14 protein-coding genes are annotated in these 20,697 nt (G+C 72.7%); 13 read left to right on the top strand and 1 reads right to left on the bottom strand.

Features of this window, described 5'->3' with window-relative positions:
- Positions 1-67 precede the first annotated feature (67 nt).
- Together F6W97_RS17035 and F6W97_RS17040 are read left to right on the top strand one after the other, a co-directional pair.
- On the top strand, positions 68-1,240 hold the full coding sequence (locus F6W97_RS17035; protein WP_155371340.1) for a sensor histidine kinase: 1,173 nt from the start codon (positions 68-70) through the stop codon (positions 1,238-1,240).
- The gene (locus tag F6W97_RS17040) at positions 1,237-1,905 is read left to right on the top strand and encodes a response regulator transcription factor (protein WP_196279191.1); all 669 of its coding nucleotides are present in this window, start codon (positions 1,237-1,239) and stop codon (positions 1,903-1,905) included. Before F6W97_RS17035 ends, F6W97_RS17040 begins: the two co-directional genes overlap by 4 nt.
- A 24-nt stretch (positions 1,906-1,929) precedes the next feature.
- On the opposite strand, the gene F6W97_RS17045 is transcribed toward F6W97_RS17040, so the two are convergent.
- Positions 1,930-3,537 carry an ABC-F family ATP-binding cassette domain-containing protein gene (locus tag F6W97_RS17045; RefSeq protein ID WP_155371341.1) on the bottom strand — a complete coding sequence of 536 codons (1,608 nt, stop codon included), beginning with the start codon at positions 3,535-3,537 and terminating at the stop codon, positions 1,930-1,932.
- Positions 3,538-3,753: 216 nt separating this feature from the next.
- On the opposite strand from F6W97_RS17045, the gene F6W97_RS17050 reads away from it, so the two are divergent.
- From F6W97_RS17050 to F6W97_RS17100, 11 genes are all read left to right on the top strand, one after another.
- Positions 3,754-5,724 (top strand): PASTA domain-containing protein, encoded by a 1,971-nt coding sequence (locus tag F6W97_RS17050; protein WP_230686746.1) that lies wholly within the window; start codon positions 3,754-3,756, stop codon positions 5,722-5,724.
- Between the two features lie 361 nt (positions 5,725-6,085).
- Entirely contained in the window at positions 6,086-6,172 is an 87-nt protein-coding gene (gene kdpF, locus F6W97_RS17055; RefSeq protein WP_155371459.1) for a K(+)-transporting ATPase subunit F, read from the top strand.
- A gap of 23 nt (positions 6,173-6,195) precedes the next feature.
- A complete protein-coding gene (kdpA, locus tag F6W97_RS17060) occupies positions 6,196-7,866 on the top strand; it encodes a potassium-transporting ATPase subunit KdpA (protein ID WP_155371342.1) in 1,671 nt (556 codons plus the stop codon).
- A gap of 34 nt (positions 7,867-7,900) precedes the next feature.
- Entirely contained in the window at positions 7,901-10,060 is a 2,160-nt protein-coding gene (kdpB, locus tag F6W97_RS17065) for a potassium-transporting ATPase subunit KdpB (RefSeq protein WP_155371343.1), read from the top strand.
- Positions 10,060-10,944, top strand: coding sequence for a potassium-transporting ATPase subunit C (locus F6W97_RS17070; protein WP_155371344.1), 885 nt, complete (start codon positions 10,060-10,062; stop codon positions 10,942-10,944). The genes kdpB and F6W97_RS17070 overlap by 1 nt, the downstream gene beginning before the upstream one ends.
- Before the next feature lie 82 nt (positions 10,945-11,026).
- Entirely contained in the window at positions 11,027-13,603 is a 2,577-nt protein-coding gene (locus tag F6W97_RS17075; protein WP_155371345.1) for a sensor histidine kinase, read from the top strand.
- Complete coding sequence (locus tag F6W97_RS17080; RefSeq protein WP_155371346.1) at positions 13,600-14,301, top strand: response regulator; 702 nt, start codon at positions 13,600-13,602, stop codon at positions 14,299-14,301. Before F6W97_RS17075 ends, F6W97_RS17080 begins: the two co-directional genes overlap by 4 nt.
- 107 nt (positions 14,302-14,408) lie before the next feature.
- Positions 14,409-15,380: a DUF389 domain-containing protein gene (locus F6W97_RS17085; RefSeq protein ID WP_230686747.1), complete on the top strand. Its 972-nt coding sequence runs from the start codon at positions 14,409-14,411 to the stop codon at positions 15,378-15,380.
- A gap of 56 nt (positions 15,381-15,436) precedes the next feature.
- Complete coding sequence (locus F6W97_RS17090) at positions 15,437-18,067, top strand: DUF4118 domain-containing protein (RefSeq protein WP_155371348.1); 2,631 nt, start codon at positions 15,437-15,439, stop codon at positions 18,065-18,067.
- A 90-nt stretch (positions 18,068-18,157) separates the two neighbouring features.
- Complete coding sequence (locus F6W97_RS17095) at positions 18,158-19,066, top strand: ABC transporter ATP-binding protein (RefSeq protein ID WP_155371349.1); 909 nt, start codon at positions 18,158-18,160, stop codon at positions 19,064-19,066.
- Positions 19,063-20,688 carry an ABC transporter permease gene (locus tag F6W97_RS17100; protein WP_155371350.1) on the top strand — a complete coding sequence of 542 codons (1,626 nt, stop codon included), beginning with the start codon at positions 19,063-19,065 and terminating at the stop codon, positions 20,686-20,688. Before F6W97_RS17095 ends, F6W97_RS17100 begins: the two co-directional genes overlap by 4 nt.
- The last annotated feature ends 9 nt before the right edge of the window (positions 20,689-20,697 follow it).

The raw sequence follows: 20,697 nt of genomic DNA on the forward strand, positions 1-20,697 counted from the left end.
GCGCTGTCATGCCGCTGTTAGGCCGGCCGGGGCATCCTGGAGATCGGCACACGGCGGGGAGGCGCGGATGAGCAGGTGGCGACGGCCGGGCAGGACGGTGCGGCTGCGGTTCACGCTGCTCTACGCGTCGGTCTTCCTGGCGTCCGGAATCGGGCTGCTGGTCCTCACCAACCTGCTGGCCTCCGCCAAGAACACCCAGGTCGCCCCCGGCCAGTTCCCACCCGCACCGCAGCCCGATCTCACCGCGGCCCAGGAGCAGATCCACGACCTGCAGGCGCGTCTGGCGGACGTCGAGGCGGTGCAGTCGCGGCGGCTGCTGGTCGGATCGCTGATCGCGCTGGTGGTGATGGGCCTGGTCTCGCTGCTGCTGGGCAGGCTGATCTCCGGCCGGGTGCTGCGCCCGCTGCGCACGATCACCGCCGCGACCCGCCGGATCTCCGCGGAGAACCTGCACGAGCGTCTCGCCGTGGACGGGCCCGCCGACGAGGTCAAAGATCTCGCGGACACCGTCGACGGGCTGCTGGCCAGGCTTGAGGCGTCGTTCGCCGCGCAGCGCCGGTTCGTCGCCAACGCCTCGCACGAGCTGCGCACACCGCTGGCCACCATGCGCGCCTCGCTGGATGTCGCCGAGGCCAAGCCCGAACCGGTGCCCGCGCAGACGGCCGTGCTGGCCGGGCGCGTACGCACCGAACTCGACCGGGTGGACCGCCTGCTCGACGGCCTGCTGGCGCTGGCCCGCGCGCAGCACGGCGCGCTTGCCGACCAGGCCCCGGTGGCGCTCGGTGACCTGGCCGGCCAGGCGCTGGCCGCCCGCGCCGCCGACATCCAGGCCAGGCGACTGACCGCCGTCGCCGCCGGCATCGCGCAGCGCGCCTGGACCGAGGGCAACGTGACGCTGCTGGCCCGCATGGCGCAGAACCTCGTCGACAACGCGGTGCTGCACAACCAGGACGGCGGCTGGCTGCGCGTCGCGGTGGCCGCCACCGACGGCATGGTCGAGCTGGTCGTCGAGTCCGGCGGGCCGGCGCTGGAGCAGGCGCAGGTCGATCGGCTCGCGTCGCCGTTCCAGCGCCTCGGCGCGGACCGCGTCGGCTCCGACGACGGCTCCGGTCTCGGGTTGTCGATCGTCGCGGCCGTCGCCGAGGCGCACGGCGGCCGGCTGGAGCTGCGGGCCCGTCCGGCGGGCGGCCTGCGCGCCACGGTGACGCTGCCCCGGGCGCGGCAGGAGGCCGCCGCGTGAGGGTGCTGGTGGTCGAGGACGCCCGCGCGCTCGCCGAGATCGTGGCCGAAGGGCTGCGCGATCAGGGCATGGCCGTGGACGTGGCGCACGACGGGCTGGCCGCCGCGGTCAAGCTCGACGTCAACGTGTACGAGGTGGTCGTCCTCGACCGCGACCTGCCGGGCATCCACGGCGACACGCTCTGCCAGATGATCACCGAGCGGGACGACCGGCCGATGGTGCTGATGCTGACCGCCGCCGTCTCACCCGGGGACCGGGTCAGCGGCCTCACCCTGGGTGCGGACGACTACCTCGGCAAGCCGTTCCACTTCCCGGAGCTGGTGCTGCGCGTACGTGCGCTGGCCCGGAGGCGGCCCGCGGCACGGGCCCGGACCTTGCGCGCGGCGGGCGTCGAACTCGACCCGGTGCGCCGCACCGCCACCCGCGACGGTCGGCGGCTCGACCTGTCGGTGAAAGAGTTCGCCCTGCTGGAAGCACTACTGAAGGCGAGTCCGGCGTTCTTGAGCACCGAAGACCTGCTGGAGCGGGTCTGGGACGAGCACGCCGACCCGTTCACCAACACGGTCACGGTCACGGTGGGCCGCCTGCGCCGCAAGCTCGGCAGCCCACCGGTCATCACGACCACGCCAGGCGTCGGCTACCGCATCGCGGACTCCGTGACCTGAATCCGCGCCCGGTTTCGGACCGCGTCAGAGCCGCAGCTCGCGGCCGGGCCAGCGGGAGCGCAGCCAGCGGTCGTGGCTGGCGACCACGATCGCGCCGGGCCCGGTCCCCAACGCCTCCTCCAGCTCGTCGGCGAGGCGCGGCGACAGGTGGTTCGTCGGCTCGTCGAGCAGCAGGAGTTCCGGCGGGTTTGCCACCAGTAGTGCCAGGGCGAGCCGACGGCGCTGGCCGACGGACAGGTCCCCGACCCGGGTGCCCTGGTCGCGGGGGGCGAGCAGGCCGAGGTCGCCCAGCGGCACGGCCTCCGCGCGGGCGGTGCCCAGCGTCAGCTCGTAGGTCTCGCGGGCGGTGCGGTCGGGCCGCTCGAACACGGTGTCCTGAGCCAGCAGCCCCACGGTCAGCCCGCGTCGCCGGTGCACCTCGCCCGCGGCGTCCAGCCGTCCGGCCAGTACCGCGAGCAGCGTGGACTTGCCCGCGCCGTTGGCTCCGGTGACCAGCAGCCGGTCCGTGGAGGCCAGGTCGAGGCGGTCCAGAGCCAGCCGACCCGGCACCTGCACGTCCCGCAGCGACAGCAGGGTGCCTTCGGCCGTCGTGCCGGCGAGCCGGGCGGCCCGGAACCGCAGCGGCTCCGGGGGCCGCCGCACCTGCTCGCGCTGCAGTTCGTCGAGCCGCCGGGAGGCGTTGCGCACCCGCCGTGAGATCTGGTTCTGCACCCGGCCGGTGGTATGGCCGTAGCCCATCTTCTCGCTGTCGCGTTTGGCGCGTCCCGGCGCGACCTGGTGAGCGGTCACCGAAACGGCCTGGCGCAGCTCGTCGAGCTCCTCCTGTTCCTGCTCGAACCGGCGCTGCCAGCGGGCCCGCTCCGCCTGCTTCTCGGCCTGGTACGCGGTGTAGCCGCCGCCGTAGCGGGTCGGGCCGTCCACCGCCGGGTCGAGGTCGATCAGGTCGGTGCACACGGCGTCGAGGAACGCCCGGTCGTGGCTGGCCACCACGACCACCCCGGGCAGGCCGCGCAGCTGCTCCTCCAGGAACGCCGCCGCGACGTCGTCGAGGTGGTTGGTCGGTTCGTCGAGCAGCAGCGCCGAGGGACGCCGGGCCAGCAGCGCAGCCAGCGCCAGCCGTCCGCGCTGCCCGCCGGACAGCGACCCCAGCACCCGCTCGTGCGGGAGGCCGCCCAGGCCGAGCCCGGCCAGGACGATCTCCGCGCGCCGGTCGGCGTCCCAGGCCTCGTGCTCCTGGGCGCGGTCCAGCCGCTCGCCGTACGCGGCGAGCAGGGCCGGGTAGCCGTCGGAGTCCGGGTCGACGGCGGCGAGCTCCGCGGTGAGCCGGTCGAGTTCGGCCAGGTCCGTGCGGGCCTCGCGCAGGGCGTCGTCGATCACGTCGGCGATCGTCGCGGCGGCGTCGAACGGCATCTCCTGGTGCAGGTAGCCCAGGTCGCCGGGGCGGATGACGGTGCCGGAGTCGGGCTCGTCGGCACCGGCCAGCAGCCGCAGCAGGGTGGATTTGCCGACGCCGTTCTCCCCGATCAGCCCGATCCGGTGACCGGGGGACGCGGTGAGGGAGACGCCGTCGAGCACCCGGCGCGTGCCGAGGGTGCGGACGAGATCATGGGCAAGCAGGGCGGAATAGGACATGGAACACCACCGACAAGATCGACTCTTCCGCCCGCCGGGCAGTGCCTCGGTCGCGGGCGCGGGAAGGTGTCAGTGGCTCACATCGCCGTCGACGTTACGTCGGAGCGTGGGCGACCCGCAACCGGTATAGGAAGCGGTCGCAGATGACCGCAGGTCGCGGGCGGTGACGCCAGCGGGAGAGCCATGAGGGCGGTGACTGCCCTAGACTGCGCTGCCATGGACGCTCAGCTCGCCGACCCCCTGCTCGGCTCGCTCGTCGACGGGCGCTTGCGCATCCGCGGCCTCGTGGCCCGCGGTGGCATGACGTCGGTCTATGCCGCGGTGGACGAGCGGCTGGGCAGGACCGTCGCGGTCAAGATGATCCACCCGCCGCAGCCGCGCCGGGGCCAGGCCGCGGCCTTCCACACGGGCCGGTTCGCCGAGGAGGCGACAGGGCTGGCCCGGCTGACGCACCCGAACGTGGCCGCGTTCTACGGCCAGGGCGTGCACGACGGCGTGCCATATCTGGTGACCGAGTTCGTGCGCGGTCGCACGCTGCGCGACATCCTCGACGAGCGGCGCCGGCTCGCCCCCGCCGAGGCGCTCGCGGTGATCGAGCAGGTGCTGGCCGCGCTGGCCGCCGCGCACCGCACCGGGCTGGTGCACCGCTCGGTCAAGCCGGAGAACATCATGGTGGCCGAGGCCCCCGGCGGCGGCCACGACCTGGCCGAAGCGGTGGTCAAGGTGACCGACCTCGGGCTCGCCGACGCCGTCGAGGCAGGTGGGGCGGAGCCGTCGATCAGCGCAGCCTACGTCGCGCCGGAGTTCGTGTCCGACGGCCACGTCGATCCGCGCGGGGATGTGTACGGCGCCGGGATCGTGCTTTTCGAGCTGCTCACCGGCCGCGCGCCGTTCCAGGGCGAGCGGCCCGTCGAGGTGGCCTGGCAGCACGTCGAGCGCGACGTGCCGCCGCCCTCGCAGGTCGTGGGCGGGCTGCCACCGGTGCTCGACGACCTCGTCGCGTCCGCGACCCGCCGCGCCCCCGGCGCCCGGTTCATGGACGCCGGCGCGATGCTGACCGCGGTGCAGTCGGCCCGCCACGGCCTGTCCTCCGCGACCACGCGGATGCGTCAGGTGGGGCAGGAGACCATGATCGTCAGCCAGGTGCCGGCTGCCACGGACCGCCCGTCCTGGGCCCGGCTGCGTGACGAGCCGGCCGAGCCGCGCACCCGCACCGCGGCGGCGTCGGCTCCCTCGCTCGCGGGTCTGCTGGAGCAGGCCAAGCAGCAGTACACGCGGCTGATGGGCGATCCGCGCGGGCGGATCGCGCTGATGGCGGGCGCGGCCGTGCTGGCGCTGCTCGTGGTGTTCGGCGGCTACTACCTGGCCTTCGGCCGCTACGACACGACGCCGCAGCTGGTGAACCTCACCAAGGAGGAGGCCGAGGCCACGCTGCGTGGCGCGGGCCTGCAGGTCGTCTACGCCGAGCCGCTGTTCCGCGAGGAGGTCCCCAAGGACGTGGTCCTGGTGCAGGACCCGGCGGCGGGCGCCGACGTGGTGAGCGGCGGCACGGTGACGCTGACGCTGTCCGCGGGCCCCGAGCGTTACCTGGTGCCGGACGTGTCCGGCAAGCCATGGGACCAGGCCGTCGCGGACCTGCAGGCCGAGCCGCTGAAGCTGAAGCCGGTGAAGGCCGCCGACAAGTACAGCGACCTCGTGCCGAAGGGCTCGGTCCTGGACACCGTGCCCAAGGCGGGCGAGGAGGTCAAGATCGGCGCTGAGATCAAGGTGACGCTGAGCAAAGGCCGTGCGCCGGTGACCGTGCCGTCGGTCGAGGGCAAGTTGCTGACCGAGGCGAGGTCGATCCTGGAGGGCCTGGGGCTGCGGGTCGAAGTCGAGCAGGTCGACTCGGACAAGCCGTTCGACACCGTGGTCAAGCAGAACCCGGGGCTGGGCACCGGGGTCGAGCGCAACGCCGTGGTCAAACTGCAGGTGAGCAAGAACCCGCAGGGCGGTGTCATGCCCGAGGTGGGCAACTGGAACTGCCAGGACGCGGAGAACCACCTCACCGCGATGGGCCTGCGGGTCGACGTGCGCGGGGTCCGCGGGGACAAGAGCCAGTACCGGGTGGAACGGCAGTTCCCGGGGGCGGGCTTCCCGCTCCAGCCGAACCAGCGCGTCGTGATCCGCTGCGAGGAGCGGCGCTGACCGCGGTTCGGGCCTGAGCCCGTCAAGAAGGGCACCTTCTGCTACGCCTGGCGTGGAGAAGGTGCCCTTTGTCTTGTGTGCTGGGTGCGGTGCGGCGCAGGTCACACGGTTGTCAAGGGGCCGTCAAGAAAGCCGGGGCGGCCGTAGCGACGGCGTCAAGAGCGCGTACGCGAGGTGTTTTCGGGGTTTGGATGGAGCCCGTTCCGCCTCCCGGTGGTTCGCCGGGCGGAAACAATAACGGCAAATCCCCGCAAACAACGCACTGATGAAGGAGGCAGACGGTGGCTGACCTGGCTTACGTGCTGCTCACGGTGGGTCTGTTCGCAGCGCTCGCGCTCGTCGTACGAGGAGTGGAGCGACTGTGACCGCCAACCTGGTCGGCTTGGTGCTCGCCGTAGTCCTGGCGATCTTCCTGGTCTTCGCCCTGCTGTTCCCCGAGAAGTTCTGACGATCGAAGAGAGCTGTCCTCAGATGAGCACGACAACCGCGGGAGCGATCTTCGTTCTCTCGCTCATCGCCGCGCTGGCGGTCGCGTACCGCTACCTCGGTGACTACATGTTCCGCGTGGTCGACGGGGAGCGCCACAGCCGCGTCGAGCGCGGCGTCTACCGGGTGCTCGGCGTCGACCCGGGCGCGGAGCAGTCCTGGGGGGTGTACGCCCGCAGCGTCCTGGCGTTCTCGCTGATCTCGATCCTGGGCCTGTTCGCCTTCCTGCGCCTGCAGGACCTGATCTTCAAGGTGCCGGACTTCGCGACCCCGATCAACGAGCGCGTCTTCCCGCACCTGGCCTGGAACACCGCGGTCAGCTTCGTGACCAACACGAACTGGCAGGCCTACTCCGGCGAGGCTGCGATGACGCACTTCGTGCAGATGGCCGGTCTGGCGGTGCAGAACTTCGTCTCCGCGGCGGTCGGCATCGCGGTGGCGGTGGCCCTGGTCCGCGGCTTCGCCCGGCGCAAAAGCGAGCAGCTCGGCAACTTCTGGGTCGACCTGACCCGGATCACGCTGCGCATCCTGCTGCCGCTAGCGGTCGTGGCGGCGGTCGTGCTGGTCGCCGGCGGTGTGGTGCAGAACCTGACCGACGGCACCACGCTGTCCACCCTGACCGGCGCGCAGCAGCACATCACCGGCGGCCCCGTGGCGAGCCAGGAGGCGATCAAGGAGCTCGGCACCAACGGCGGCGGCTTCTACAACGTCAACTCCGCGCACCCGTTCGAGAACCCGACCGCGTGGACGGACTGGCTTGAGGTCTTCCTGCTGCTGGTCATCCCGTTCTCGCTGCCCCGGGTCTTCGGCCGGATGGTCAAGGACAACCGGCAGGGCTACGCGATCCTGGCCGTGATGGGCATCATCGCCGTCGCGAGCATCGTGCTGACCAATGTGTTCGAACTGGGCCACGCCGGCACGGTGCCGCAGGCGCTCGGAGCGGCGCTGGAGGGCAAGGACGTCCGGTTCGGCGTCTCGAACTCGGCGACCTTCGCCGCGGCGACGACCCTGACGTCGACCGGGGCGGTGAACTCGTTCCACGACTCGTACACCGCGCTCGGCGGCATGATGCCGATCGTCAACATGATGCTCGGCGAGGTCGCGCCCGGCGGTGTCGGCTCCGGCCTCTACGGCATGCTCGTCATCGCCGTGATCACGGTGTTCGTCGCCGGTCTCATGGTCGGGCGCACCCCCGAGTACATCGGCAAGAAGATCGGCGCCCGTGAGATCAAGTTCGCGTCGATGTACTTCCTGATCACCCCGGCGCTGGTGCTGATCGGCGTCGCGGCCGCGATGGCCACGGGCAACTGGCAGACCCAGGCCAACGTGGGGCCGCACGGTTTCTCCGAGGTCGTGTACGCGTTCACCTCGGCGGCCAACAACAACGGCTCGGCATTCGCGGGCATCACGGTCAACACGCCGTGGTGGGACACCGCGCTCGGCCTGGCCATGCTGCTCGGCCGCTTCCTGCCGCTCATCTTCGTGCTCGGTCTGGCCGGTTCGCTGGCGCGCCAGAAGGCCGTCCCGGCGTCGGCGGGCACGCTGCCGACCCACCGGCCGCTGTTCGTCGGCATGGTCGTCGGCGTCGTCGTGATCCTGGTGGCCCTGACCTTCCTGCCCGCACTCGCCCTCGGCCCGCTGGCCGAGGGCCTGTGACCCGGCCCGCGAAGAAAACAGACAAGGACAAGAAATGACTGTCACATCAGTGGCAACCCCGAACCCGCGCCGCGAGGCGCGCAAGGTCGGCGGCGGGCTGCTCGACCCGCAGCAGCTGTGGAAGTCGCTGCCCGACGCCGTGCGCAAGCTCAACCCGGCGACGCTGTGGCGCAACCCGGTCATGCTGATCGTCGAGGTCGGCGCGGTGTTCACCACGCTGCTGGCGATCACGCAGCCGTCCTGGTTCTCCTGGGCGATCACGGTCTGGCTCTGGCTGACGGTGGTCTTCGCCAACCTGGCCGAGGCGGTGGCCGAGGGCCGGGGCAAGGCGCAGGCGGCGACGCTGCGCAGCGCGAAGAAGGACACCATGGCCCGGCGGCTCGTCGGCTGGTCCGAGGGCGCCGCGGCGGCGCGGTACCGCGAGGAGTCGGTCGCGGCGTCGGCGCTGGCCCAGGGCGACCTCGTGGTCGTCGAGGCGGGCCAGGTCATCCCGGGTGACGGCGACGTGGTCGAGGGCATCGCCAGCGTCGACGAGTCGGCGATCACCGGCGAGTCGGCCCCGGTCATCCGCGAGTCCGGCGGCGACCGCAGCGCGGTCACCGGCGGCACGAAGGTGCTGTCCGACCGGATCGTCGTGCGGATCACGCAGAAGCCGGGGGAGAGCTTCATCGACCGGATGATCGCGCTGGTCGAGGGCGCGAACCGGCAGAAGACCCCGAACGAGATCGCGCTCAACATCCTGCTCGCCGCGCTGACGATCATCTTTCTGCTGGCCGTGGTCACGCTGCAGCCGATGGCGATCTACGCCAAGAACTGGCAGGGCGCGGCTCCCGACACGGCCTCGTTCGGTCCCGACGGGATCAGTGGCATCGTGCTCGTCTCGCTGCTGGTCTGCCTCATCCCGACCACCATCGGGGCGCTGCTGTCCGCGATCGGCATCGCCGGCATGGACCGGCTGGTGCAACGCAACGTGCTGGCCATGAGCGGCCGTGCCGTCGAGGCCGCGGGTGACGTCAACACCCTGCTGCTGGACAAGACCGGCACGATCACTCTGGGCAACCGCCAGGCGTGGAAGTTCCTGCCCGCCGCAGGGGTCTCCGAGGAGGCGCTCGCCGACGCGGCGCAGCTGTCCAGCCTCGCCGACGAGACGCCCGAGGGGCGCTCGATCGTCGTGCTGGCCAAGGAGCAGTACGGCCTGCGCGCCCGGGAGGAGGGCGTGATGCCGCACGCCGTCTTCATCCCGTTCACCGCGCAGACCCGCATGTCGGGCGTGGACATGACGCAGGACGGTCGGACGAGGCAGGTTCGCAAGGGCGCGTCGTCGGCGGTCATGAAGTGGGTTCGCGACAACGGCGGGCACCCGTCCGACGACGTCGGCCCGGCCGTGGACGCCATCTCGGGTCAGGGCGGCACGCCGCTGGTGGTCGCCGAGCTGGTCACCGGGCAGTCGGCCCGTGCGCTCGGCGTGATCCACCTCAAGGACGTCGTCAAGTCGGGCATGCGCGAGCGGTTCGAGGAGATGCGCCGGATGGGCATCCGCACCGTCATGATCACCGGTGACAACCCGCTGACCGCGAAGGCGATCGCCGACGAGGCCGGGGTGGACGACTTCCTGGCCGAGGCGACGCCGGAGGACAAGCTCGCCCTGATCCGCAAGGAGCAGGAGGGCGGCCGGCTGGTCGCGATGACCGGCGACGGCACCAACGACGCCCCGGCACTGGCCCAGGCAGACGTCGGCGTGGCCATGAACACCGGCACGTCGGCCGCGAAAGAGGCCGGCAACATGGTGGACCTGGACTCCGACCCCACCAAGCTCATCGAGATCGTGGAGATCGGCAAGCAGCTGCTCATCACCCGCGGGGCGCTGACCACGTTCTCCATCGCCAACGACATCGCGAAGTACTTCGCGATCATCCCGGCGATGTTCGCGGTGGTGTACCCGAGCCTGGACGCGCTGAACATCATGCGGCTGTCCAGCCCCGAGTCCGCCATCCTCAGCGCCGTCATCTTCAACGCGCTGGTCATCATCGCGCTGATCCCCCTCGCACTGCGCGGCGTGCGCTACACGCCCAGCAGCGCGAGCAAGCTGCTGACCCGCAACCTGTGGGTCTACGGCCTCGGCGGCATCATCGCGCCCTTCATCGGAATCAAGATCATTGACATGATCATCTCGCTTATCCCAGGGATCTCGTGATGCGCACTCCCCGCTGGATCTCCCAGCACCTCGCCGCCGTCCGCGCGCTGCTCCTCTTCACGGTGCTGCTCGGCCTGCTCTACCCGCTGGCGATAACCGGCGTGGCCCGGATTCCCGGGCTGCGCGACCACGCGAACGGCTCACTGATCGAGGTCAACGGCCAGCCCGTGGGCAGCTCGCTCATCGGCCAGTCGTTCACCGACGCCGACGGCAACCCGGTGCCGAGGTACTTCCAGAGCCGCCCGTCGGCCTCCGGATACGACCCCGACGCCACCGCGGCGAGCAATCTCGGCCCGGAGAGCATCGAGGACACCCTCGGCGACCCGGCCCTCGACCCGGACTCCGCCGACGGCGACGGCAGCAAGCAGGCCCTGCTCACCCAGGTCTGCGCGCGCAGCAAGGCGGTCGGCGAGCTGGAGGGGGTGGACGGCAGCCGGCCGTACTGCACCGCCGACGGCGTCGGCGCGGTCCTGCGGGTCTTCCGCACCGACGGCCTGACCGGCAAGGTCACCCGCGCGGTCAGCGTCAACCAGGCCTGCCCGGCCACCCCGTTCATCGCCACCTACGAAGGCGTGACCGTGGAATGCGGCAGGTTCGGCGAGGACTACCGAAAGGGCGTGCTCGTCCCGGTCCGGGGCAGCGCTCCCGAGCGGTCCGCCGTACCCGCCGACGCGGTCACCGCCAGCGGCAGCTCACTCGACCCGCACATCAGCGTCGACTACGCCAACCTCCAGGCCAAGCGGGTCGCGACGATCCGAGGCGTGCCGCTCGACAGGGTCAACGCGCTGATCGACGAGCACACCGACGGGCGCGCGCTGGGTTTCATGGGCGAACCCGCCGTCAACGTCCTCACGCTGAACCTCGCTCTCGACCGTATGCAGTGAAAGGAAGGGCGCCTTCACCTCGCCATGCGTTGTGGAAGGCGCCCTTCCCGACCTCCGTTCCAGAAGGGAGTGGCGGAAGCGCATGTCGCGTGGGGAACTGCGGATCCATCTGGGCGCCGCACCGGGCGTCGGCAAGACGTACGCCATGCTCGAAGAGGCGCACCGCCGCCGCGAGCGCGGCACCGACGTGGTGGTCGGGTTCGTGGAGACGCACGGCCGCAAGCACACCCTGCACATGATCGGCGACCTGGAGCTGGTGGACCGGCGCACCATCGAGTACCGGGGCGCCACGTTCACCGAGCTGGACGTCGACGCGATCCTGGCCCGCCGGCCCGAGGTCGTCCTGGTCGACGAGCTGGCGCACACCAACGTGCCCGGCTGCCGCAACGCCAAACGCTGGCAGGACGTCGACGAGCTGCTCGACGCGGGCATCCACGTGCTGTCGACGCTGAACATCCAGCACCTGGAGTCGCTCAACGACGTGGTGCACGCCATCACCGGCGTGCCGCAGCGGGAGACCGTGCCCGACGAGGTCGTGCGCCGCGCCGAGCAGGTCGAGCTGATCGACATGACGCCGGAGGCGCTGCGCCGCCGGATGGCGCACGGCAACGTCTACCGGCCGGAGAAGATCGACGCCGCGCTGGGCAACTACTTCCGGGTCGGCAACCTCACCGCGCTGCGCGAGCTGGCCCTGCTGTGGCTGGCCGACAAGGTCGACGAGCAGCTCGACCGGTACCGCGACCAGCACCGGATCGACGCCACCTGGGAAGCGCGGGAGCGGGTCGTCGTCGCGCTGACCGGCGGCCCCGAGGGCGACACCCTGATCCGCCGCGCCGCCCGCATCGCCGACCGCGCTCGCGGCGCCGACCTGCTGGCCGTACACGTGGCCCGCAACGACGGCCTGGCCGGTGCCGACCCGGCGCTGCTGGCCAGGCAGCGCATCCTCGTCGAGAACATGGGCGGCACCTACCACCAGGTCATCGGCACCGACGTGCCCCGGGCGCTGCTGGACTTCGCCCGCGGGGTCAACGCCACCCAGCTGGTGCTCGGCGCCAGCAGGCGGGGCCGCCTCGCGCAGATCCTCGCCCAGGGTGTCGGCGTGTCCACCATCGTGGATTCCGGCACGATCGACGTCCACCTGGTCACCCACGGCGAAGCCGGGCGGGGCAGGTTCGGCCGACCGGTCGGCAGCGCGCTGTCCAGGCACCGCCGCCTGGCCGGGTACGCCCTGGCCGCACTGGGACTTCCCCTGCTCACCCTGGTGCTGCACGGGTTCGGCGACCTCGATCTGGGCACCGACATCGTGCTCTTCCTCGCCGCGGTGGTGGCGGTGGCGCTGGTCGGCGGCATGCGGCCCGCCATCGTCGCCGCGCTGGGCGGCTCGGCGCTGTTGAACTACTTCTTCGTCCCGCCCGTAGGGCGGTGGACCATCACCGACCGGGAGAACCTGCTGGCCCTGGCCGTGTTCACGGTCGTGGCGACCGCGGTGAGCGCGACCGTCGACACCGCCGCCCGGCGCACCCGCGAGGCGGCGCTGGCCGGTGCGGAGGCGCAGACCCTGGCCACCGTCGCGGGTTCGGTGCTGCGCGGCGACCGGCCGCTGACCGCGCTGCTGGAGCGGCTGAAGGAGACGTTCGGCCTGGAGTCGGTGACCCTGCTCGAGGCGCGCGACGGCGCCGGGCACGGCCCGGCGCGCCGCCACGAGGTGGGCTCGTGGCGGGTGGTCGCCACGGTCGGCGGGCAGCCGTGCTTCGCGCCCGGCGAGGCCGACACCGACGTGCCGGTCAGCGAGGACCTGACCCTGGTGCTGCGGGGGCAGCCGCTGGCCGCGGCCGACCGGCGCATCCTGGAGGCGTTCGCGTCGCAGGCGGCGCTGGCGCTGCGCCACGAGCGCCTCGCCGAGCAGGCCGCCGCGGCCCTGCCGCTGGCCGAGGCCGACCGCATGCGGACCGCGCTGCTCGCGGCGGTCAGCCACGATCTGCGTACGCCGCTCGCGTCGGCCAAGGCCGCGGTGGACAGCCTGGCCAGCGACGAGATCGACTTCGACGAGGACGACCGGGTGGAGCTGCTGAGCACCGCCGCCGAGTCGCTGGACCGGCTGCACCGGCTGGTCGAGAACCTGCTCGACATGAGCAGGTTGCAGGCCGGGGTGCTCGGTGTCGTCCCGCGGCCGATGGGTGTGGAGGAGGTCGTTCCGCACGCGCTGGACGAACTCGGCGACAGCGGCCGTGCGGTGCGCATGCGCATCCCCGCCGACCTGCCCGCGGTCGACGCCGACCCGGGGCTGCTGGAGCGGGTGCTGGTCAACGTGATCGGCAACGCGCTGCGCTACAGCCCGCCCGACCGGCCGCCCCTGGTGAAGGCCAGCGCGCACGCGGGTCGGGTGGAGCTGCGCATCGTCGATCACGGTCCGGGTATCCCCGAGGCCGAGTGGGACCGGGTGTTCCTGCCGTTCCAGCGCGCAGGCGACCGCAGCAACGACACCGGGGTCGGGTTGGGGCTGGCGCTGGCCCGCGGCCTGAGCGAGGCCATGGACGGTACGCTCGTGCCGGAGACCACCCTCGGTGGCGGCCTGACCATGGTGCTGTCGCTGCCCGTCGCGCATGCCGGTGCGGCCGCGCCGGCGGTCTCGGCGGGGGAGGGGACCGGAGCGGCATGACGAAGATCCTCATCGTGGACGACGAGCCGCAGATCCTGCGGGCGCTGCGGATCAACCTGCGCGCCCGGGGGTACGACGTGGAGCTGGCCCCCGACGGCGCGAACGCGTTGCGCGCGGCGGGCGCGTACCACCCTGACGTGGTCGTGCTCGACCTCGGCCTGCCCGACATGGACGGCGTCGAGGTGATCCGCGGCCTGCGGGGCTGGTCGGCGGCGCCGATCATCGTGCTGTCCGGGCGCACCGGCAGCGAGGACAAGGTCGAGGCGCTCGACGCCGGCGCCGACGACTATGTCACCAAGCCGTTCGGGGTCGACGAGCTGCTGGCCCGCATCCGTGCGGTGACCCGCAGGCACTCGGCGTCGCCGGACGCGCAGAGTGTCGTGCGTATCGGCCGGCACTCCGTCGACGTCGGCGACCACCAGGTCCGCCCGCTTACCGGCGGTGGTGAGGTGCGGCTGACGCCGACCGAGTGGCACCTGCTCAGCGTGCTGGTGCGCAACCCGGGCAAGCTGGTCAGCCAGCGGCAGCTGCTGCAGGAGGTGTGGGGTCCGCAGTACGCCACCGAGACGAACTACCTGCGCCAGTACATGGCCCAGCTGCGCCGCAAGCTGGAGGACGACGCCGCACACCCGCGCCAGCTGCTCACCGAGCCCGGCATGGGCTACCGGTTCGTGCCGCACGACGAACCGCTGCCGTAGCGCCGTTCCCGGCCCGGAGGCGGGTGCCGGTCGTGATCGGCCGGTGCGTGATCGCGGTAGGGTGCCCACGCCACGACCGCGAAGGGGACACAGTGCTGCATCTACGGGTGATCACACCGCAACGCCAGGCGGCGGCCGTCATCGAGGCGCTGCAGGCCGACGTGGCGGTGACCCACCTCGTCGTGCTGCCGGGGGCGGCCCGGGAACCGGCGGGCGACCTGGTGCTGTGCGACGTGGCCCGGGAGGGCGCCAACGCCGTGCTGGAACGGCTGCGGGAGCTCGGCGTCGAACACGAGGGCGCGATCACCATCGAGGAAGCCGGGGTCACCCTGTCGGACTCGGCGGATCGCGCGGCCGCGCGGACCCCGGGCAAGGGCGTCGACGCGGTGGTGTGGGAGGAGATCGAGCACCGCACCGGCCAGGAGACCCGGCTGTCCATGACGTACCTGGTGCTGCTGGCCGTGGCGACGGTCATCGCGGCCGTGGGCGTGCTGCTCGACCAGCCGATCCTCATCGTCGGCGCGATGGTGGTGGGCCCGGAGTTCGGCCCGCTCGCGGGCCTGTGCGTGGGGCTGGTGCAGGGCCGGTGGACGATGGTCCGCCGCTCGTCGGTGGCGCTGGCCGTCGGCTTCCCGGTGGCCGTGGCGCTGACGGTGCTGGCTACCTGGGCGATGACCGCCGCGGGGCTGGTGGACCGCTCGATGCTGCTGGCCGAGCGGCCGCTGACCGATTTCATCTGGCGGCCCGACGCGCTGTCGTGGGTGGTCGGCTTCCTCGCCGGCATCGCCGGGATGGTGTCGATCACGTCCGCGCGCTCCGGCGCCCTGATCGGGGTGCTGATCTCGGTCACCACGGTGCCCGCCGCGGCCAACGCCGCGGTCGCGGCCGCCTACCGGGTGCCCGACGAGGCATGGGGTTCGGCGCTGCAACTGCTCGTCAACCTGGCCGCGATCATCGTGGCGGGCGTCCTCACGCTAACCGTGCAGCGGCTGTGGTGGCGGGGCGTGCGGCCGCCGGCGCGTCCGGTCGCCGTGGCCCGGCCGCGCCGCCCGGTCCGGCAGGGCGTCAGGACGCCGTAACGCAGGCTTGGCGGTCACCGCCGACACACCGCCGCGGATGCGGGATGATCGCCCTTATGGCACGGGGACAGCTGCGCATCTACCTGGGCGCCGCGCCGGGCGTCGGCAAGACGTACGCCATGCTGGAGGAGGCGCAGCGCCGCCGGGGGCGGGGCACCGACGTCGTCGTGGGCTTCGTGGAGACGCACGGGCGGCAGCACACCGCCGACCTGGTCGGCGGCCTCGAAGTGGTGCCGCGCCGGCAGGTGGAGTATCGCGGGGCCGCCTTCACCGAGCTGGACGTCGACGCCGTGATCGCCCGTGCGCCGCAGGTGGTGCTGGTCGACGAGCTGGCCCACACCAACGTGCCCGGCGGCCGCAACGTCAAACGCTGGCAGGACATCGCCGAGCTGCTCGACGCCGGGATCACCGTGCTGTCCACGGTGAACATCCAGCACCTGGAGTCGCTCAACGACGTGGTCGAGCAGATCACCGGCGTGGCCCAGCGGGAGACCGTGCCCGACCAGGTCGTGCGCCAGGCCGACCAGGTCGAGCTGGTCGACATGACTCCGGAGGCGCTGCGCCGGCGCATGGCCCACGGCAACGTCTACGGCGCGGAGAAGATCGACGCCGCGCTCGGCAACTACTTCCGCGTCGGCAACCTCACCGCGCTGCGCGAGCTGGCGTTGCTCTGGCTGGCCGACAAAGTGGACGACCAGCTGGACCGCTACCGCGCCGACCACGACATCGCCAGGACCTGGGAGACCCGCGAGCGGGTGGTCGTCGCCGTCACCGGCGGCCCCGAGGGCGAGACCCTGATCCGGCGGGCGGCCCGGATCGCGGGCCGCAGCAAGGGCGCCGACCTGCTCGCCCTGCACGTGGCGCGCTCCGACGGGCTGGCCGGGGCCGACCCGGCGCTGCTGGCCAGGCACCGCCTGCTCGTGGAGAGCCTCGGCGGGACGTACCACCAGGTCACCGGCAGTGACATCCCGCGCGCACTGCTCGACTTCGCCCGCGGCGTCAACGCGACCCAGCTCGTGCTCGGCGCGAGCCGCCGCGGCCGGATCGCGCAGCTGTTCTCGCCCGGGGTGGGGGTGACCGCGACCGCGCTGTCCGGTCCGATCGACGTGCACCTGGTGTCGCATGAGCGCAGCGGCCGAGGGAAGCGGCCCGCCTTCGGCGGCGGGATGTCGGCGCTGTCCCCGCGCCGCCGGATGGCGGGGTTCGCGCTGGCCGTGGCCGGGCTGCCGCTGCTGACGCTGGTGCTCTACGCGCTGCGCGACGACCTCACCCTGGCCAGCGACATCCTGCTGTATCTCGCGATGGTGATCGCCGTCGCTCTGGTGGGCGGGCTGTGGCCGGCGCTGCTGGCCGCGGTGGCCGCCTCGGTGCTGCTGAACTTCTTCTTCACCCCGCCCGTGCACACGTTCACCATCTCCGAACAGGAGAACGTGCTGGCCCTGGTCGTGTTCGCCGTGGTCGGCGCGGCGGTCAGCGCCGTGGTCGACCTGGCGGCGCGGCGTACCAGGGAGGCCGCCCGCGCCTCGGCCGACGCGAGCACGCTGGCCACCGTCGCGGGCAGCGTGCTGCGCGGCGCCAGCCCGCTGCGGGCGCTGCTGGACAACCTGCGCGAGACCTTCCAGCTCGACGCGGTCACCGTGCTCGAACGCCGCGGCGACGGGCCGCCCGGCCCCGACTGCCAGGGCGATCCCACCGCGTGGCGGGTCGCCGCGACCGTGGGCGGCGAGCCCTGCTTCACCCCGGCCCAGGGCGACACCGCCGTGCCCGTCGACGAGGAGCTCACCCTGGTGCTGCGCGGCCCGGCCCCGGCGGCGGCCGACCGGCGGATCATCGAGGCCTTCGCGGCCCAGGCGGCGGTGGCGCTGCGCCAGGAACGCCTGGCCGAGGAGGCGGCCCGGGCCAAGCCTCTCGAAGAGGCCGACAAGCTGCGTACGGCGCTGCTCGCCGCGGTCAGCCACGACCTGCGCACCCCGCTGGCCTCGGCGGTCGCCGCGGTGGCCGGGCTGCGCAGCCAGGACGTGGAGTTCAGCGCGGAGGACAAGCGGGAGCTGCTGGCGACCGCGGCCGAGTCGCTGGACCGGCTCACCGGCCTGGTCAGCAACCTGCTGGACATGAGCCGGCTGCAGGCGGGCGTGCTGGGGATGACGGCCGTCGACGTCTGGCTGGACGAGGCCGTCCCGTCGGCACTGGACGAACTGGGTGTGCCCGGGCGGGACGTCCGGGTCCGGATACCCGACGATTTGCCGGCGGTACGGGCCGATCCGGGGCTGCTGCAGCGGGTGGTGGTGAACGTCGTCGGCAACGCGCTGCGGTTCAGCCCGCCGGACCGCCCGCCGCTGGTCACCGCCAGCGAGCACGGTGACCTGGTCGAGCTGCGGGTGATCGACCACGGCCCCGGCATCCCCGAGGGCCAGCGCGACCAGGTGTTCCTGCCGTTCCAGCGGCTCGGCGACCGGGACAACGCGACGGGCGTGGGGCTGGGGCTGGCCCTGTCCCGGGGCCTGGCCGAGGCGATGGGCGGGACGCTGCTGCCGGAGACGACCCCCGGCGGCGGCCTGACCATGGTGCTCAACCTGCCCGCGGTGCCCCCGCCGCCGGGCCTGACCGCGCCGGAGGCCGCAGCCGCGGAGCGCGCGTTCACCGAAGGGCTGCACCGCCCCGTACCGGACGGCGACGACCAGCGCTGAGCAGGGCCGCCCGCCGCTGCGATGGAAACTACAAAATCCTGACGCTCCAGAATCTTCACGAAGTTGTGAAAAGAGCGTACGTTCCGAACTATGACTCACGCGATCTCCGCGACCGGTCTGACCAAGGCGTTCGGGCGCAGCCGCGCCCTTGACGGCTTGGACCTGACCGTCGCCACCGGCGAGGTGCACGGCCTGCTCGGGCCGAACGGCGCCGGGAAATCGACCACCATCCGGGTCCTGCTCGGTTTGCTGCGCGCCGACGCGGGCCAGGTCCAGGTGCTCGGCGGCGACCCCTGGCGCGACGCCGTCGCCCTGCACCGCCGCCTGGCCTACGTGCCGGGCGACGTCAACCTGTGGCCCAACCTCACCGGCGGCGAGGCCGTCGACCTGTTCGGCGACCTGCGCGGCGGCCTCGACCCCGCCCGCCGCAAGGAGCTGGAGGAGCGCTTCCAGCTCGACCCCACCAAACGCTGCCGCACCTACTCCAAGGGCAACCGGCAGAAGGTCGCGCTGGTCGCCGCGTTCTCCTCCGACGTCGAGCTGTTCATCCTCGACGAGCCGACCTCGGGCCTGGACCCGCTGATGGAGGCGGCGTTCCAGCAGACCGTGCGCGAGGTCACCGCCAAGGGCGCCACCGTGCTGCTGTCCAGCCACATCTTCTCCGAGGTCGAGGCGCTGTGCTCGCGGGTGAGCATCATCCGCGAGGGCGTCACCGTCGAGTCCGGCACCCTGTCCGAGCTGCGCCACCTGACCCGGACCACGATCACCGTGGAGGCCGGCGAGCCGCTGACCGGTCTGGACGGGCTGCCCGGCGTGCACGACCTGGAGGCCGACACCACCCGGGCCCGCTTCGACGTCGACGCGACCGCGCTGCCGGCCGTGCTGGCCCACCTCGCCACGTTCGACGTGCGGGCGCTGACCAGCCAGCCGCCGACGCTGGAGGAGCTGTTCATGCGCCACTACGGCAAGGAACCGGCCCCGGCCGAGGTGTCGCGGTGAGCGCGTACGCGGGCACCGGCCGGCTGGTCCGCCTCGCCGCCCGGCGGGACCGGATCCAGCTGCCCATCTGGATCCTCGCCTCCGCCGCGATGATGTCGGCCGGCACCAGCGCCGTGGCCAGTGAGTTCCCGACGGAGGAGTCGCGTATCACCGCGCTGCAGGGCGCGGGGTCCAGCCCGGCCGTGCTGGTGATGCGCGGCGTGCCGGTCGGCTCCGACCTGGGCGCGCTGGTCAACTTCCGCAACCTCGCCTCGATCCTGGTGGTCGTCGCGCTGATGAGCACCTTCGCGGTGGTCCGGCATACCCGGCAGAACGAGGAGAACGGCCGTGCCGAGCTGATCGGGGCCGGGGCGGTGGGCCGGCATGCCCCGCTCACCGCCGCGCTGGTCCTGGTCTTCGCCGCCAACGTGCTGTTCGGCGCGGCGATGACCGGCACCATCCTCGCGGGCGGCCTGGCGGCCGAGGGCGCGCTCGCGTTCGGTGCCGCGTGCACCGTCACGGGGCTGGCCTTCGCCGGGATCGCGGGCATCGCCGCGCAGCTCTTCCAGGGCGCGCGCGCCGCCAACGGCTTCGCGGCCTCCGCGGTCGGCGTCTTCTACCTGATCCGCGGCATCGGCGACGCGCTCGGCGAGCGCTCGGCCGACGGACTCACGGTCACCCCGTCCTGGCTGTCCTGGCTGTCGCCACTGGGCTGGGGCGCGCTGGTCCGCCCGTACGGGCAGGAGCGCTGGTGGGCGCTGGCCCTGCCGCTGGCTCTGTTCGCGGTGTGCGTGGCCGTCGCGTTCGCCCTGGTCGACCGCCGGGACCTGGGCGCAGGCCTGATCCCGGACCGGCCCGGACCGGCCCACGCCTCGCGTGGCCTGCGCAGCCCGCTGGGCCTGGCCTGGCGGCTCAACAAGGGCTCCACCATCGGCTGGGTCGTCGGCGGAGCGGTGTTCGGCCTGGGCATCGGCTCGCTGGGCAAGACCGTGAAGGACGCCCTGGGCACGAACGCGGGTGTGGTCGAGATGATGGAAGGGCTCGCCGGGGGCGGCGGTCCCGACCTGGTCAGCATCTTCTTCGCCGCGATGATGAACACCTACGGGGCGCTCGCGGCGGGCTTCGTCATCCAGGCGCTGCTGCGGCTGCGCTCGGAGGAGGTCGGCGGCACCGCGGAGGCGGTGCTGTCCACAGCGGTCGGCCGGGTCCGCTGGGTGGGCGCGCACGTGGCCTGCGCGGTCGTCGGGGCGGCAGTGATGCTCGCGCTGGCCGGGGCGTTCACCGGGCTCGCCGACGCCGCGTCCGGCGGTGACGTGGGCGTGCTGACGCTGGCCGGGGCCGGGCTCGCCCAGCTGCCGGCGGCGCTGGTCGTGGCCGGTGTGGTGGTGCTGGCGTTCGGTGGCCTGCCGCGGCTCGTGGTCGGCGCGGCCTGGGGGATGCTCGTGCTGAGCATCGCCTGTGGCCTGCTCGGCGACCTGTTCGGGCTGCCCCAGATCGTCCGCGACCTGTCTCCGTTCACGCACGTGCCGGCGATCCCGGCGGTGGACCTGTCGGCGACGCCGCTGCTCGCGCTGACGGCGGTCGCGGTCGCGCTCACGGCGGCCGGCATGGCGCTGTTCCGGCGGCGGGACCTGGCCACCTGAGCCTCGGGC

This window comes from Catellatospora vulcania (assembly GCF_009720385.1).
Lineage (GTDB): Bacteria > Actinomycetota > Actinomycetes > Mycobacteriales > Micromonosporaceae > Catellatospora > Catellatospora vulcania.